The sequence below is a fragment of the Pseudomonas sp. Z2-11 genome (genome assembly GCF_054161305.1).
In genome coordinates this window covers 3201273-3215578 of the sequence record NZ_CP096395.1, presented here as the reverse complement: position 1 = coordinate 3215578, position 14306 = coordinate 3201273, and the positions used below count along the sequence as shown (strand labels likewise).

The 14306-nt window shown below is 64.3% G+C and carries 11 protein-coding genes; 6 read left to right on the top strand and 5 right to left on the bottom strand.

The genetic code is table 11. From position 1 onward, the window contains the following. The first annotated feature begins 34 nt into the window (after nucleotides 1-34). From M1E16_RS14205 to M1E16_RS14195, 3 genes are all read left to right on the top strand, one after another. A complete protein-coding gene (locus tag M1E16_RS14205; RefSeq protein WP_458127608.1) occupies nucleotides 35-664 on the top strand; it encodes a TetR/AcrR family transcriptional regulator in 630 nt (209 codons plus the stop codon). A gap of 491 nt (nucleotides 665-1155) precedes the next feature. Next, nucleotides 1156-2682 carry an alpha-amylase family glycosyl hydrolase gene (locus M1E16_RS14200; RefSeq protein WP_458127607.1) on the top strand — a complete coding sequence of 509 codons (1527 nt, stop codon included), beginning with the start codon at nucleotides 1156-1158 and terminating at the stop codon, nucleotides 2680-2682. A gap of 23 nt (nucleotides 2683-2705) precedes the next feature. Then, on the top strand, nucleotides 2706-4313 hold the full coding sequence (locus tag M1E16_RS14195) for an alpha-amylase family protein (RefSeq protein WP_458127606.1): 1608 nt from the start codon (nucleotides 2706-2708) through the stop codon (nucleotides 4311-4313). On the opposite strand, the gene M1E16_RS14190 is transcribed toward M1E16_RS14195, so the two are convergent. Further along, nucleotides 4302-5285, bottom strand: a complete 984-nt coding sequence (locus tag M1E16_RS14190) for an SDR family oxidoreductase (protein ID WP_434630934.1) — start codon at nucleotides 5283-5285, stop codon at nucleotides 4302-4304. The genes M1E16_RS14195 and M1E16_RS14190 overlap by 12 nt on opposite strands. 564 nt (nucleotides 5286-5849) lie before the next feature. Here M1E16_RS14190 and nirB point away from each other — a divergent pair. The 3 genes from nirB to M1E16_RS14175 all read left to right on the top strand — a co-directional run bounded on the left by nirB (nucleotide 5850) and on the right by M1E16_RS14175 (nucleotide 9399). Next, nucleotides 5850-8411, top strand: a complete 2562-nt coding sequence (gene nirB / locus M1E16_RS14185; RefSeq protein ID WP_458127605.1) for a nitrite reductase large subunit NirB — start codon at nucleotides 5850-5852, stop codon at nucleotides 8409-8411. Continuing rightward, nucleotides 8411-8782, top strand: coding sequence for a nitrite reductase small subunit NirD (gene nirD / locus M1E16_RS14180; RefSeq protein ID WP_434600836.1), 372 nt, complete (start codon nucleotides 8411-8413; stop codon nucleotides 8780-8782). Before nirB ends, nirD begins: the two co-directional genes overlap by 1 nt. 176 nt (nucleotides 8783-8958) lie before the next feature. Further along, the gene (locus M1E16_RS14175; RefSeq protein WP_434630940.1) at nucleotides 8959-9399 is read left to right on the top strand and encodes a CBS domain-containing protein; all 441 of its coding nucleotides are present in this window, start codon (nucleotides 8959-8961) and stop codon (nucleotides 9397-9399) included. A 149-nt stretch (nucleotides 9400-9548) separates the two neighbouring features. Here M1E16_RS14175 and M1E16_RS14170 read toward each other — a convergent pair whose 3' ends face one another. From M1E16_RS14170 to M1E16_RS14155, 4 genes are read right to left on the bottom strand one after another with little or no spacing between them, the layout of a single operon-like run. Continuing rightward, nucleotides 9549-10031, bottom strand: a complete 483-nt coding sequence (locus M1E16_RS14170) for a response regulator (protein WP_305500942.1) — start codon at nucleotides 10029-10031, stop codon at nucleotides 9549-9551. Then, a complete protein-coding gene (locus M1E16_RS14165) occupies nucleotides 10028-12340 on the bottom strand; it encodes an ATP-binding protein (protein WP_458127604.1) in 2313 nt (770 codons plus the stop codon). Before M1E16_RS14165 ends, M1E16_RS14170 begins: the two co-directional genes overlap by 4 nt. Continuing rightward, the gene (locus M1E16_RS14160) at nucleotides 12337-13005 is read right to left on the bottom strand and encodes a response regulator (RefSeq protein WP_458127603.1); all 669 of its coding nucleotides are present in this window, start codon (nucleotides 13003-13005) and stop codon (nucleotides 12337-12339) included. The genes M1E16_RS14165 and M1E16_RS14160 overlap by 4 nt, the downstream gene beginning before the upstream one ends. Then, nucleotides 13002-14186, bottom strand: coding sequence for a sensor histidine kinase (locus tag M1E16_RS14155; RefSeq protein ID WP_458127602.1), 1185 nt, complete (start codon nucleotides 14184-14186; stop codon nucleotides 13002-13004). The genes M1E16_RS14160 and M1E16_RS14155 overlap by 4 nt, the downstream gene beginning before the upstream one ends. Between the last annotated feature and the right edge of the window lie 120 nt (nucleotides 14187-14306).

The window sequence follows — 14306 nt, the reverse complement described above, 5'->3', positions numbered from 1 at the left end:
TTACGATTAGTAAGTTACGGTTGGTAAAGTTAACATGTCAAGCACAGATGAAAATGCACCGCCCATTGCCGCGCCTCGTCGCCGACTTTCCCGCGCCGATCGGCAACGGCAATTGCTGGATGTCGCCTGGCGCCTGGTTCGGGAGGAGGGCAGCGAAGCGTTGACCCTGGCCCGGCTGGCCGACCAGGCAGGCGTCACCAAACCCATCGTCTACGACCATTTCATTACCCGGTCAGGGCTGCTGTCGGCGCTCTACCAGGATTTCGATGCGCGCCAGACGGCGCTCATGGACGCTGCACTCGACGCCAGCGAACCCACGTTGCAGAGCCGTTCGCGGGTGATTGCCGAAGCGTTCGTCGAATGCGTCCTGCTTCAGGGGCGTGAGATCCCGGGCGTCAGTGCGGCGCTCTCCAGTTCACCTGAACTGGAGAGCATCAAAAGGGAATATGAAAGGCTGTTCCTGGATAAATGCCGGGCGGTGCTAGAGCCGTTCGCCGATAGCCGGGGCCTGTCCCAAGCGAGCCTGCGCGCGATGCTCGGGGCGGCGGAAGCGTTGTCCGATGCGGCGGCCAACGGTGAGATCAGCGCGGACGAGGCCAAGCAGGAGCTGTTCGTCAGTATCGTGGCGATGGTCAATCGGGCCGCTGGCATCGCCTCCAACTGATCGGGCGATTCGCGAGCAGGCTCGCTCCCACATGGGCGGCCCGATCCTGAGGCAGGGACATCGGTCTGACTTGATATTTGTCGCGCCGGAGCAGGTTAGCGTGGCGAGGGAGCTTGCTCCCGCTGGCCTGCGAAGCGGGCCCCAGCAACCTCAGGCAGACTGTATCCGCCGGTTTGCGACTGCTGCGCAGCCGAGCGGGAGCAAGCTCCCTCGCCACGGGTTCTGAGTTGGTCAGGCTGACGCTTTCGCGAGCGGGCTCGCTCCCACAGTGGACCTTTGTGAACCCTGTCCCCTGTGGGAGCGAGCTTGCTCCGGGCGGCGATCCGACGATGACGGCGGCACATCCAACATCTCTTCCGCTAACTCATTCCCGATCAAGAAAAAACGAACCACAAGCCCCTTTTCCGGTTCTTAACTGATGTCCCTTGATGAAAGGACAGCAGGCGGGGCTGCGGTCTTGCCCACCACACACTGCGATCAGAGGAGGCGACATGCCCAACTCCTTCCCTTCGCCCTGGTGGAAGAACGCCGTGATCTACCAGGTTTACCCTCGCTCCTTCGCCGATGCCAACGGCGATGGTATTGGCGATCTTCCCGGTTTGACAGCACGCCTGGACCATCTGCAACGCCTTGGCATCGATGCGTTGTGGCTCTCGCCAGTGTTCCGCTCGCCCATGTGCGACGCAGGCTACGACATCTGCGACTACACCGATGTCGATCCGCTGTTCGGCAGCCTGGCCGACCTCGATGCGTTGATCGCCAAGGCCCACGAACGGGGCTTGAAGGTCTTGCTCGACTTTGTCCCGAATCACACTTCCGACCAGCATCCCTGGTTCATCGAGTCGCGCTCCAGCCGCGACAACCCCAAGCGCGACTGGTACATCTGGCGTGACCAGCCGAACAACTGGCGAGCCTCGATTGACGGCGGCAGCGCCTGGACCTGGGACGAAACCAGCCAGCAGTACTACCTGCACTTCTTCCTGCCCGAGCAACCGGATCTGAACTGGCATAATCCGCAAGTCGTCGCGGCCATGCATCAAGTGCTGCACTTCTGGCTGGAGCGTGGCGTGGACGGGTTTCGCGTCGACGTGGTGCATTGCGTCGGCAAGGACCAGAGCTTTGCCGATGACCCGCGCTGCATGGCCGGTGAAACCATGGTCAAGATCAACGATCAGCCCTACAGCCATGAAGTGCTGCGCGGGCTGCGGCGCCTGGTGGACAGCTACCCCGGCGAGCGGGTGCTGATCGGCGAGGTCAACATCCGTTCCACGGCCCAGGTGGCGGCCTATTACGGCGCCAGTGACGAACTGCACATGTCGTTCAACTTCCCGCCGCTGGATGCGCCGTGGGACCCGGTGGTGTTCCGTATGTGCGTACGCGAGGTGGAAAACGACCTCGGCCCGTTGCAGGCCTGGCCCACTTGGGTGCTGTCCAACCATGACAACAGCCGCCACCGCAGTCGCTACGGCGGCTCATTGCGCCGGGCACGGGCCGCGGCGGTGATGCTGCTGACGCTGCGCGGCACGCCGTTCATCTATCAGGGCGAGGAGCTGGGCCTGGAGGATACGCAAGTGACCGCCCAGACCCGCGTCGACCCCGGCGGACGGGACGGCAGCCGGGCGCCGATCCCCTGGACGGAACAGGCGCCTCACGGTTGGTCGGGTCAGGCGCCATGGCTGCCTTTCGCTGCGGATGCCGGCCGGTTGTCGGTGGAGACCCAAGAGCGCGACGCCGATTCCGTGCTGGCGCTTTACAGACGGCTGCTGGCGTGTCGGCGCAATAGCCTGGCGCTGCGCCTGGGCGGCTGGGAGGAACTGCCCTCGCACCCGCAGGTGCTGGCTTATCGTCGTTCTTGCGAAGGCGACGAACGCCTGGTCTGCATCAATTTCGCCGACAGCGAGCACACCTTTCCGCTGGCCGACCCCTGGCGAGTTGAAATCGCCAGCGATGGCGCGGATGAAGGCCAGCCGTTCAGCGGGCGTCTGGCTGCCGAACAGGCCCTGATCCTGTGTCGATAACCTCTGTCGATAAGGAGTCACCGATGAAAGCCAACTGGCACCGAAATACCTTGATCTACCAGATCGACCCCTCGCTGTTCTACGACAGCAACGGCGATGGCCGTGGCGACCTGAAGGGCATCATTCGTCAGCTCGATTATTTGCAAGCGCTGGGCGTCGGCGCACTCTGGCTGATGCCTTTGTACCGGTCTCCGTTCAAGGACGCCGGTTACGACGTCAGCGATTTCATGGCGCTGGACCCGCGCTTTGGCAGCGAAGAGGACTTGCGCCAGTTGATCGTCCAGGCCGGGGAGTGTGGCATCCGGGTCATCCTCGAACTGGTGGTGCAGCACACCAGCGACCAGCATCCCTGGTTCCTGCGGGCGCGGCGCAACAAGGACAGTGTCTATCGGGATTATTACCTGTGGTCCGACACGCCGGTGGACGACGGCAACCAACCGATCTTTCCGTCGGTGGAAGACAGCATCTGGCAGCGGGACGAACAGGCCGGGCAGTACTTTCGACATCTGTTCTATCGCCATGAGCCGGACCTCAATCTGGCGAACCCGCGGGTGGTCGAAGAGATCGAGCGGATCATGGATCACTGGCTCGAACTGGGGATCGCCGGTTTTCGTCTCGATGCCGCTTCGCACCTGGTTGAGCAGGCCGGTGGCGGCGATGAAGAGCAAGGCGTGTGGTTATTGGAACGGCTGTTCAAGCACATGACCCGCATCAACCCGGAAGGCGTGCTGATGGGCGAAGTGGATGTCGAGCCCGAGCGCTACAGCCATTATTTCGGCACCGGCGAACGCCTGGGCCTGGTGCTGGATTTCTGGGTCAATAATCATCTGTTCCTGGCCTTGGCCCGAGGCGAAGCCGAGCCTCTGCAACGGGCCATTGGCCGCCGCCCGGCACCGCCTGACGGCGCCAACTATGCGGTGTGGCTGCGCAACCATGACGAACTCGATCTTGAACGCTTGACCGAGCAGGAGCGTGAGGAGGTGATGCAGGCCTTCGCCCCGGACCAGAACATGCGCCTGTATGGCCGCGGTATCCGCCGGCGCCTGGCGCCGATGCTCGACGGTGATGTGCATCGCCAGGCGCTGGCCCAGGCGCTGCTGCTGTCACTGCCCGGAACACCCATCGTGCGCTACGGCGAAGAAATCGGCATGGGCGATGACCTGTCCCGTCCCGAACGCCTGTCGGTGCGCACGCCCATGCAATGGAGCGATGAAGCCAACGCCGGCTTTTCAACCGCTCAACGCCTCGCCGCGCCGGTGATCGATGAAGGACCGTTTGCCTACACGCAGTTGAACGTCGAGGGCCAACAGGACGATCCCAATTCGCTGCTGGCTCGGACTCGCCGGCTGCTGCTGGCGCGCAGGCGCTTGCGCGAGGTTGGCGACGGCAAGGCGCAACTGCTGACGGTCGACCATCGTGCAGTCTTCGCCATCGCCCATGAGTGCGAAGCGACCTCGGTGATGCTGGCGAACCTCAGCCCCGAGACAGTCACTGTGCAGTTGCGGGAAGTGGATTTGCAGGGGTTCGAGGAAGTCCTCTCGGACCGCGCGTATCCGGCCTCGACCGCAGCCAGCCTGACATTGCATGGATACGGTTACCGCTGGTTCCGGCGCACCGGCTCAAAACAGTAGCAGCACCACAGCCAGCAACCCACCGGTGGCCAGCAGCAACGCGGACACCTGGGTCGAGCTGAAAGCCAGCGCTGAATCCTTCGAGCGGCCATTGAACCGCCCGCGGGTACGATGCAAGGGCTCCTGCGGTTCGAACAGATTGTCCGGGCGCTGGCTGTCGTCGTCTTCGTCGGTCATTTGCCCGGCGTAAGCGCTGCGGGCCAACAGACGATCGAGCAGGCCCGGCATCAGGCAAGTGCCGACGATCGCCTTGAGCGAGGCCACGCCCAACCACAACTCCCGGGGAGTACGCTTCACCACGCTGAAAATCGCCCGGGCGGCAACGTCCGGGTCGTGGATCGGCGGCACCGGTTGCGGGCGCTTGGCGAGCTTGTTGCGGGCCCAATCGAACTGTGGCGTGTTGATCGCCGGCAGTTGCACCATGCAGACCTTGATGTCGCTGTGTTCGTGGAGCAGTTCGCAGCGCAAGGAATCGGTGAAACCACGCACCGCGAACTTGGCCGCGCAATAGGCCGCCTGCAGCGGAATGGCCCGGTAGGCCAGCGCCGAGCCGACCTGGATGATCACCCCGCGATTGCGCCGCCCCATCAGGTCCAGCGCCGCGAGCGTGCCGTGCACCGTGCCCAGGTACGTGACCTTGGTGACCCGGTGGATTTCTTCAGCGGTCAACTGGCGGATTGGCGACAACACCGTGACCATTGCGCAATTGATCCAGACGCCGACGGGCCCCAGCTCGCGCTCCATCCGTTGCGCCGCCTCGAATACCGCATCGGCGTCCGCGACATCGACGCTGATCGCCAGGCTCGTCGCGCCCAGTTGCTTGAGTTCTTCTTGCGTCGCCGCCAACGCTTGTTCGCCCCGGGCCAACAGCCCGACGCGGTAGCCGGACGCGGCAAACCGCTGGGCGGTCGCGCGGCCGACGCCGGCAGTGGCGCCGCAGATCACAACGACAGGTGGGTTTCGCTCATCCATTGCGTTCATCCGATCAATTGCTGCGCCTGGGGCGCTTATGGTTTCGCTGGGATGGCCAAAGGCAGGGTCTGGCGCCTGGCCCGGTTTCCATTAATTGTGAAAATCCGCGTCGGCGATGGTTCAGGATTTTTGCCGGCGGGCATCAAGACCTGCACTTTTATGAAGCCCGTGGCGGGGGATCGCACCATCGCAAGGCAATGAGTGGTGCTGCTGTGGACGGAGCTGATGCAGGTCGGCTTCCGGTGACCGGACCGGTCTCTTCGCGGGCAGGCCCGCTCACACAGGGGATTGTGGGTGCATGCGAGGGGGTGGAGGCGGGCAAAAATGAAGTCTGGCACGCTCGCTGCAAGAGGCTTGGCAGGCCCACCGCGAACACAATCGAGTGGGCAGCCCCGTCGGTCAACGAAGATCGAGCGCCAGCAGGCCGGGGATATTACGGTAGGTCAGGGCGCAGTCGCCGGATCGATACCGCACAGAACAGGCAAAGACGCCTGGAACCGCAAGGTTTCAGGCGTCTTTTTTTTGCTTTCAAAAACCGTGATGGGCTTTTGTCGGGTGCTTTTTATGAATTCCAACGTTGCTTCCCTGAACAAGCTGCAAACGCTGATCGTGATCGGCAATGGCATGGTCGGCCATCACTGCGTCGAGCAACTGATCGAGCGCGGTGCCCTCAATCATTACCGCGTGCATGTGTTCAGCGAAGAGCCGATGCGTGCCTACGACCGTGTGCATTTGTCCGAGTATTTCTCGGGCCGCGATGCCGAGTCGCTGGCCCTGGGCGAAGCCTCGTTGTACCAGACGCCCGGCGTCACGCTGCACTTGGGCGTGCCGGTGCTGGAAATCGATCGCCAGGCGCGCCAGGTTGTCACCGCCACCGAGCGCCTCAGCTACGACAAGCTGGTGCTCGCCACCGGTTCGTACCCATTCGTGCCGCCGATCCAGGGCGCCGAAGGTGATTCGTGCCTGGTCTACCGTACCCTTGAAGACCTCGACGCCATCCGCGCCGCCGCGAACAATGCCCGGCGTGGCGTGGTCGTCGGTGGTGGCCTGCTGGGCCTGGAAGCGGCCAATGCCCTCAAGACCCTTGGCCTGGAAGCTCACGTGGTGGAATTCGCCCCACGGCTGATGCCGGTGCAACTGGACGAGCAGGGCGGCCTGGCCCTCAAGGCGCGCATCGAAAAACTCGGTGTCGGCGTGCACCTGTCCAAGGGCACCCAATCCATCAGCGCCGGTGAGCAATACCGTTACCGGATGAACTTCGCCACCGACGACTTCCTGGAAACCGACCTGATCGTGTTTTCCGCCGGTATCCGCGCCCAGGATGCCCTGGCTCGCCAGTGCGACCTGCAGATCGGCCCGCGCGGCGGCGTAGTGATTGACGACCATTGCCAGAGCAGCGACCCGGACATCTATGCCATCGGCGAATGCGCCGCCTGGAATGGCAGCATCTTCGGCCTGGTCGCGCCGGGCTACCAGATGGCCCGCAATGTCGCGGCGCGCCTGTGCGGCGAGGCTGGCGAGGCGTTCACCGGCGCGGACATGTCCACCAAGCTCAAACTGTTGGGCGTGGACGTCGGTTCCATCGGCGACGCCCATGGCAACACGCCGGGCGCGCGCAGCTTCCAATTCATCGACGAAACCAGCGCCAGCTATCGGCGCCTGGTAGTGGACGCCGATGGCAAGCGCGTGATCGGCGCGGTGCTGGTGGGCGACAACAGCTATTACGATACCCTGCTGCAATACATGCAGAACGGCATCGCCTTGCCCAAGGACGCCGCCAGCCTGATCCTGCCATCGTCCGAGGGCGCTCCGACACTGGGCCCGGCGGCGCTGCCCGAAGCGGCGACCATCTGCTCGTGCCACAACGTCACCAAGGGCTCGATCTGCGCGGCCATCGATGGCGGCTGCAGCGATCTCGGCCAGCTCAAGTGCGACACCAAGGCCGGTACCGGTTGCGGCGGCTGCGCGGCCCTGGTCAAGCAGGTATTCGAGCACGAGCTGATCGCCCGTGGCGTCAGCGTCGACAAGAGCCTGTGCGAACACTTCGCCTATACCCGCCAGGAGCTCTACGCACTGGTGCGGGTGGAAGGGATTATCAGTTTCGAAGAGCTGCTGGCCAAACACGGTCGCGGCCATACCGGTTGCGATCTGTGCAAGCCGGCGGTGGGTTCGATCCTGGCGTCGTGCTGGAACCAGCCGATCATGGACGCGCACCTGGTGCCGTTGCAGGACACCAACGACACCTTCATGGCGAACATGCAGAAAAACGGCACCTACTCGGTGGTGCCGCGCATCGCCGGCGGAGAGATCACTGCGGATAAACTGATCGCCATTGGCGTGGTCGCGAAGAAATACGACCTCTACACCAAGATCACCGGCGGCCAGCGCATCGACCTGTTCGGCGCGCAGTTGCACCAGTTGCCGGACATCTGGGCCGAGCTGATCGAAGCCGGTTTCGAGACCGGCCACGCCTACGGCAAATCGACGCGTACGGTGAAGTCCTGCGTCGGCAGCACCTGGTGCCGCTACGGCGTGCAGGACAGCGTGCAGATGGCCCTGACCATCGAGGACCGCTACAAGGGCCTGCGCTCGCCGCACAAGCTCAAGTTCGCGGTGTCCGGTTGCACCCGTGAATGCGCCGAGGCGCAGAGCAAGGACGTAGGTGTGATCGCCACGGAGAAGGGCTGGAACCTCTACGTGGCCGGCAACGGCGGCATGCGTCCACGCCACGCCGAGCTGTTCGCCACCGACCTGAATGACGCCACGCTGATCCGCTACATCGACCGGTTCCTGATGTTCTACATCCGCACCGCGGACAAGTTGCAGCGCACCTCGGTCTGGCGCGAGAGCCTGGAAGGCGGTCTGGACTACCTCAAGGACGTGATCATCCACGACAGCCTGGGCCTGGGCGCCGAGCTCGAAGCGCAGATGCAACTGGTGGTCGACCGCTACGAGTGCGAATGGGCCAACGCCTTGAAGGATCCGGAAAAACTCAAGCGCTTCCGGACCTTCGTCAACGACAAGCGCGACGATCCGGACGTCCACTTTGTCCGCGAACGCGGCCAGCGCCGGCCGGTGCATGCCGGCGAACTTCACCTGATTCCCGTCACCGAGGAGGTGCTCTGATGAGCCAGTCAAACGTCGTTCGTATCGCTCAAGAACCCGTCCAATGGCGCACCCTGTGCAGCCGCGAGGACCTGGTGCCCAATTCCGGCGTGGTTGCCTGGCATGACGGCCGCCAAGTGGCGCTGCTCTACCTGCCGGAGCATACGGACAAACCGCTGTACGCCGTCGACAACCGCGACCCCAAGTCCGGCGCGAACGTCATCGGTCGTGGTCTGCTGGGCAGCATCAAGGGCGAACTGGTGATCGCCTCGCCGATGTACAAGCAGCATTTTCGCCTGGAAGACGGCCATTGCCTGGAATACCCCGAACAGCGCCTGCGGGTCTGGCCGGTGCGGTTGAACGGGGATGTGGTGGAGATTGGCGCGGACTGATCCGTGCTAAGGCCGCCTTAGTGGTGCTTTTGTGGCGAGGGAGCTTGCTCCCGCTGGACCGCGCAGCGGTCCTAAAATCTTGCGGTCGCTGCGCACTGGAGCGCCAGCCCGGCCGAGCGGGAGCAAGCTCCCTCGCCACGACAGCGATCACTTTGGTTTGAGATTGAGGATTAACAATGAAAACCGCCGCTCAACTGGTAAAGCTCAAGAGTGTGCAGAACCGGCAGGTCCACAGCATCGCGCCGGACCAGACCGTGCTCGAAGCGCTGCAGATCATGGCCGAGAAAAACGTCGGCGCGCTGCCGGTGATCGAGGCCGGCGAGGTGGTGGGGGTGTTCAGCGAACGGGACTATGCCCGCAAAATGGTGCTCAAGGGGCGTTCTTCAGTGGGCACCACGGTACGCACCATCATGAGCGCGCCGGTCATCACCGCCGACAGCCAGCAGAGCATCGAACGCTGCATGGAAGTCATGACCGAGAGCCACTTGCGCCATCTGCCGGTGCTGGACGACGGCCAGTTGATTGGCCTGCTGTCCATCGGCGACCTGGTGAAGGAAGCGCTGGTCGAGCAGGCGGACCTGATCCGCCAGCTGGAGCATTACATCCGCGGCCACTGACCCCGCTCACTGTCGGGAGGTGAAGCTCTTGTGGCGAGGGAGCTTGCTCCCGCTCGGTTGCGCAGCGACCGTAAGATTTTTGGGGCCGCTACGCAGCCCAGCGGGAGCAAGCTCCCTCGCCACGCCACGCCACGCCACGCTACGCCACGCTACGCTGACGGCTCGATGCGCTGGTCAGCCGTCCCTCGATGCTGGCGCAACAATTCGATCTGCTCGGCGGGAATCAATGTACGCAGCGATTTGTACAGGGCTCGGGTTTCCAGCAGATTCCAGACCCGCAGCATGGTTTCCAGGGCGTCGAGGGGCTTGCTGATGAAGTCCCGGGCGCCTAATGCCAGGGCCCGCAGGCGGGTGTCGCGGGTGGCGTCGGCGGTCAGTACCAGGATCGGCAGGTAGTCATTGGCCGGGATGCGCCGGTTGAGCTGCTCCAGCACGGCAAACCCGTCGAAGGCCGGCATGTGCAGGTCGAGGATGACCAGGTCCGGCTCAAAACTGTTGAACAGGTCGAGTGTGCGCAACGGCTCGGTACTGCTCAGCACGTTGTGCAGCCCTTCACGGGCCAGCAGTTGTTCCATCAACTCAAGGTTGGGGCGCTGATCGTCGATAATCAGGATGCGCAGATCGCGATTCATGCGGACTCCGGTAAATAACGTTCAAGGTGGCCGAGGAAGGCCTGGATATGAATGGGCTTGGTCAGGATCGCCGTGGCGCCGGCCTCGCGCAGGGCGCGGTGAGTGAGGTCGCTGGCATCCGCGGTGATCATCAGCACGGGCGTGGACGCGGTCGCCGCCGACTGGCGCAACCGACGCAGGACTTCCAGCCCCTCCAGGTCCGGCAATGTCACGTCCAGCAGAATCAACTGCGGCGCGTGCTGGCGCGCCAGGTCGAGGCCCAACTGGCCTTGCATGCTCGATAGCAGCTGGATGCCCGGGCGACGCTGCATCAGGGTTTCGATCAAGGCGAGGCTCGACAGGTTGTCTTCGATGCACAGGACCTTGCCGTCGAACTCGGTGCGCGGGCGGGTGATTTCCAACGCCGCCAATGGCGGCAGCTGGGCGCCGGACACCTGGGCGGCGGGCAAGCGCAAGGTGAAGCAGCAGCCTTGTCCCGGTTCGCTAAGTACGTGAAGGCTACCCTGCATCATCTCCAGCAGGCTTTTGCTCAGGGAGAGTCCCAGGCCTGTGCCTTCGACCTGCGGGTCGGCGCCCAGGCGTTCGAACGGCTTGAACAACTGGTCCAACTGTTCGGGGGCGATGCCGTGCCCGGTGTCGCTGACGGCAATGCCCACCTGTTGGTCCTCGACGCTCACTTCGATGCGCACCTCGCCGCCGGGCCGGTTGTACTTGATGGCGTTGGAGAGGAGGTTGAGCAACACCTGCACCAGGCGCTGGCGATCGGCAAGCACGCCACTGCCTTCGGGCAGCGCGGGCAGGGCGGCCAGATTAATTCCCGAATCCGCGGCCATCGGCGACACCAGCGTCAAGGCTTCGTGCAGCACGGTCGGCAGGGCGATTGGCTCGATGTTCAGGGGCAGCCGGCCGGCTTCGATCCGGGCGATGTCGAGCACTTCGTTGATCAACGCGAGCAAATGCTGGCCGGCGCGCAGGATGTGGCTGACCTGCGGGCGCTGGCCGGCGACCGAGTCCATGTCCAGCAATTGCGCGAAGCCGAGGATGGCGTTCAGCGGCGTGCGCAACTCATGACTCATGCGCGAAAGAAATTCGCTCTTGGCCCGGCTCGCGCTTTCCGCTTCCTCACGGGCGGTACGCAGGGCGATTTCAGCGGTGCGCCGGTCGGTGATGTCGCGGGTGATCTTGGAAAAACCACGCAGCGCGCCGGTGCTGTCGTATTGAGTGGTGATGACCACGCTGGCCCAGAAGCGACTGCCGTCCTTGCGACAACGCCAGCCTTCCTCCATGTAATGGCCGTCGCGGGTGGCCTCGCGCAGGGCCATTTCGGGGTGGGCCGGACACTCTTCGGCCAGATAGAAAAGCGAGAAATGCCGGCCGAGTACCTCCTGTTCGGTATAGCCCTTGATCCGCTCGGCCCCGGCATTCCAGGTGATCACATGGCCCTTGGCGTCGAGGGCAAAAATGCCGTAGTCCTTGACGCCATCGATGATCAGCCGCAGGCGTTCCTCGTTATCGCGCAGGGCGCGCTCGCGTTCGGCGAGCAACTGCCCGGCTTCCACCAGGCGAGTGCCCAACTGGCCGATTTCGTCCTTCTCCGGCGGTTGCGGCAACAATGGCTGGCCCAGCGCCAGGCGCTGGGCGTTGCCTTGCACCTGCTGGACCCGGGCGACAATGCCCTTGGACAGGAACAGCACCGCGACGATCGCCCCGAACAGCCCGCACACCGCCGCCAGCAACGTCGCGAACAGCAGCCGCATGCGCGTTGCCGACGCGGCGGCGCTGCGGTCGGCGAGCAGGGCATCCTCGCGGATGCGCATGGCGCTGATCTGCTCGCGCAGTACGTCGAGCACCTGTTTGTTTTCGATCAGGATCGCGGTGATGGCCGCGGTGTCGTCGGCCTTGCCGGTGCGCAACGCCTGCAACCCGGCAAGCTTTTCGGTAATCAGCGGGGTAATGGTCTTGAGGTGCTCGCGCATCCTCGCGTCACGGATATTGTGATCCAGGCGTTGCAATGCAGCCTGGATCCTCGGGGTGGCCTGTTCGTAGCCGGGCAGGAAATCTTCACGCCGGGTCAGCAGGTAACCGCGCACGCTGGCCGCGGCCTCGGCCAGCAATGTGTGCACGGCCTGGATGTCGCCCTGGACCAGCAGCACCCGGCGCACATCCTCTTCGGCACGGGCCGTCTGGCGTTCGGTGATGTAGATCAGCACCAGCGACAGCAGCAGGACCACCAACGGCAGCGAGATCACCACCAGCGCCTTGCCCCGCAACGGCAAGTCGGCCCATCTCCGGGCGGCCAGAAACCTCATGGCCATTGTCCGCTGGGTTGCGCCACCAGGCCCAGGGCAACGCCGCGCACCGCCGCCTGGGTCCGGTCGGCGGCGCCGAGCTTGCCGATGACCCGCTCCACATGCGCTTTGGCCGTGCCGGGGGCGATGCCGAGCTTTTCGCCGATCTCGCGATTACTGAACCCACCGGCCACCAGCCCGAGTACCTGGCGTTCGCGCGCGGTCAGGGCCTGGACCGGCGTTGCACCGCTGGCGCCGCGTTCGGCCATGCGGCGCAACAGACGGGCGCTGACCGAACTGTTCAGTGCCTCTTCTCCCTGGGCGACCCGCCTGAGGGCCTGGAGCATTTCCTCGCGGCTGGCATCCTTGAGCAGATAGCCGACGGCGCCCGCACCGATGGCCGCTTCGAGGTGGTCGGGGCTGTCGTCCATGGTGAAGATCATCACTTTGATCTGCGGCTGGCGTTGTTGCAGGATGCGCGCCGCGCCGAGGCCATTGAGCACGGGCATGCGGATATCGAGGATGGCGATGTCCGGCTGTAGCCGCTCGCACAGGTCGAGCGCTTCCTGGCCGTCGCAGGCCTGGCCGACGACTTCGAACCCTTCGGTACCGGCGAGCATGGAAATGAACCCGGTGCGGGTCACTTCGTGATCATCGGCCAACAGCAGGCGCAAGGGACGACTCATGGCTGTGCTCCGTGGGCTGGCAACGGCACGCTGGCCAGCAGTCGAGTGCCGCGGTCGGGTGCACTACGACAGTTCAACTGGCCACCCAGCAGGCTCGCGCGCTCCTGCATGGCGGCCAGGCCGAGGTGGCGGGTGCCATTGGTCTCGATGGGTTGTTCCAGGGCGAAGCCGCAGCCATCGTCCTCGACCCGCAGCCAAGCCTGGCCGTCTCGCACCGCCAGCCCGAGGGAAACCTGATTGGCCTGGGCGTGCTTGAGAATGTTGTTGATGCCTTCCTGGGCGATGCGAAACAACGCAATCTCGGTATTACCCGGCAGGCGCGCAATGCTGTGCTCGACCCAATCGACCCGGAGCCCGGCGTCACGCAGACGATCCGCCTCCTTGTCGACGGCTTTGTACAAGCCGAAATCATCGAGCACATGCGGACGCAGGCCGCCGATCAGTTGCCGACCTTCGCCGACGCAGCCCTGGGCCAGTTCGAGAATGCCCCGTAGTTCATCGGCCAGCGCCGCCGGCAAAGGCGGGCAGCGACCGGCGAAGCCCTGGAGGCGCTGATGCAATCCAGCGAGGTTCTGCGCGAGGCCATCGTGCAGGTCATAGGCGACGCGCTTGCGCTCGTCCTCCTGGGCGCTGAACAACCGATGGACCAGCTCGGACATGGTCCGCTCGCGGGCCTGGAGCGTTTGCAGCAGGCGGCTGTTCTCCAGGTGCGCCGCCAACAGCGTGGCCAGCAGTTGCAGCGATTCGATGTCTTCATTGTCAGGGGCGCCCAAGGGCACGCTGTTGCCTAATAGCAGCGCGCCGAACGCAACGCCGTCGGACCCGCGCAGAGGGATCCGCAGGATCTGCGGCAACGGCGTGCCGGGGCGATCCATCCACTGCGAAGCAGGCGAGGGCGGTTGGGCCAGCTCGGCGAGCAGCTCGAGGCGCTCGCCGCTGCCGTGGCTGGCGACGGTCTGCAACTGGCTTTCGGCGTTCCATTCCAGCAACAGACCGTGATCCATGGCGACGAACGCGCACGCACGTTCCACCGCGCGTTGGCGCATCTGCGCCAACGGCAGGCGAGTCAGTTCGTGTCCGGTGCCCAACAACAGGCCCAGGCGCGCCGCCCGGCTTTGCGACTGGCGGTACTGGGTGCGGATCGCCAAGGCGCTGCCAGGGTCATGGGGTGGGCTTTGCATGGGGAACTCCAGCGTGGAAGGGGAAACCGGCGCGGTTGGTGATGGTTTCATTAAACCCTGTGATCGACACCCGGCCTATCTGCCGAATGGCATAGGCGATCGGCACCGGTTGGCCGATGG

Bases quoted from the DNA above. Each gene is read 5' to 3' on its own strand.
- M1E16_RS14205 (WP_458127608.1), top strand. From the start codon at position 35: ATGTCAAGCACAGATGAAAATGCACCGCCCATTGCCGCGCCTCGTCGC.
- M1E16_RS14200 (WP_458127607.1), top strand. From the start codon at position 1,156: ATGCCCAACTCCTTCCCTTCGCCCTGGTGGAAGAACGCCGTGATCTAC.
- M1E16_RS14195 (WP_458127606.1), top strand. From the start codon at position 2,706: ATGAAAGCCAACTGGCACCGAAATACCTTGATCTACCAGATCGACCCC.
- M1E16_RS14190 (WP_434630934.1), bottom strand. From the start codon at position 5,285: ATGGATGAGCGAAACCCACCTGTCGTTGTGATCTGCGGCGCCACTGCC.
- nirB (WP_458127605.1), top strand. From the start codon at position 5,850: ATGAATTCCAACGTTGCTTCCCTGAACAAGCTGCAAACGCTGATCGTG.
- nirD (WP_434600836.1), top strand. From the start codon at position 8,411: ATGAGCCAGTCAAACGTCGTTCGTATCGCTCAAGAACCCGTCCAATGG.
- M1E16_RS14175 (WP_434630940.1), top strand. From the start codon at position 8,959: ATGAAAACCGCCGCTCAACTGGTAAAGCTCAAGAGTGTGCAGAACCGG.
- M1E16_RS14170 (WP_305500942.1), bottom strand. From the start codon at position 10,031: ATGAATCGCGATCTGCGCATCCTGATTATCGACGATCAGCGCCCCAAC.
- M1E16_RS14165 (WP_458127604.1), bottom strand. From the start codon at position 12,340: ATGAGGTTTCTGGCCGCCCGGAGATGGGCCGACTTGCCGTTGCGGGGC.
- M1E16_RS14160 (WP_458127603.1), bottom strand. From the start codon at position 13,005: ATGAGTCGTCCCTTGCGCCTGCTGTTGGCCGATGATCACGAAGTGACC.
- M1E16_RS14155 (WP_458127602.1), bottom strand. From the start codon at position 14,186: ATGCAAAGCCCACCCCATGACCCTGGCAGCGCCTTGGCGATCCGCACC.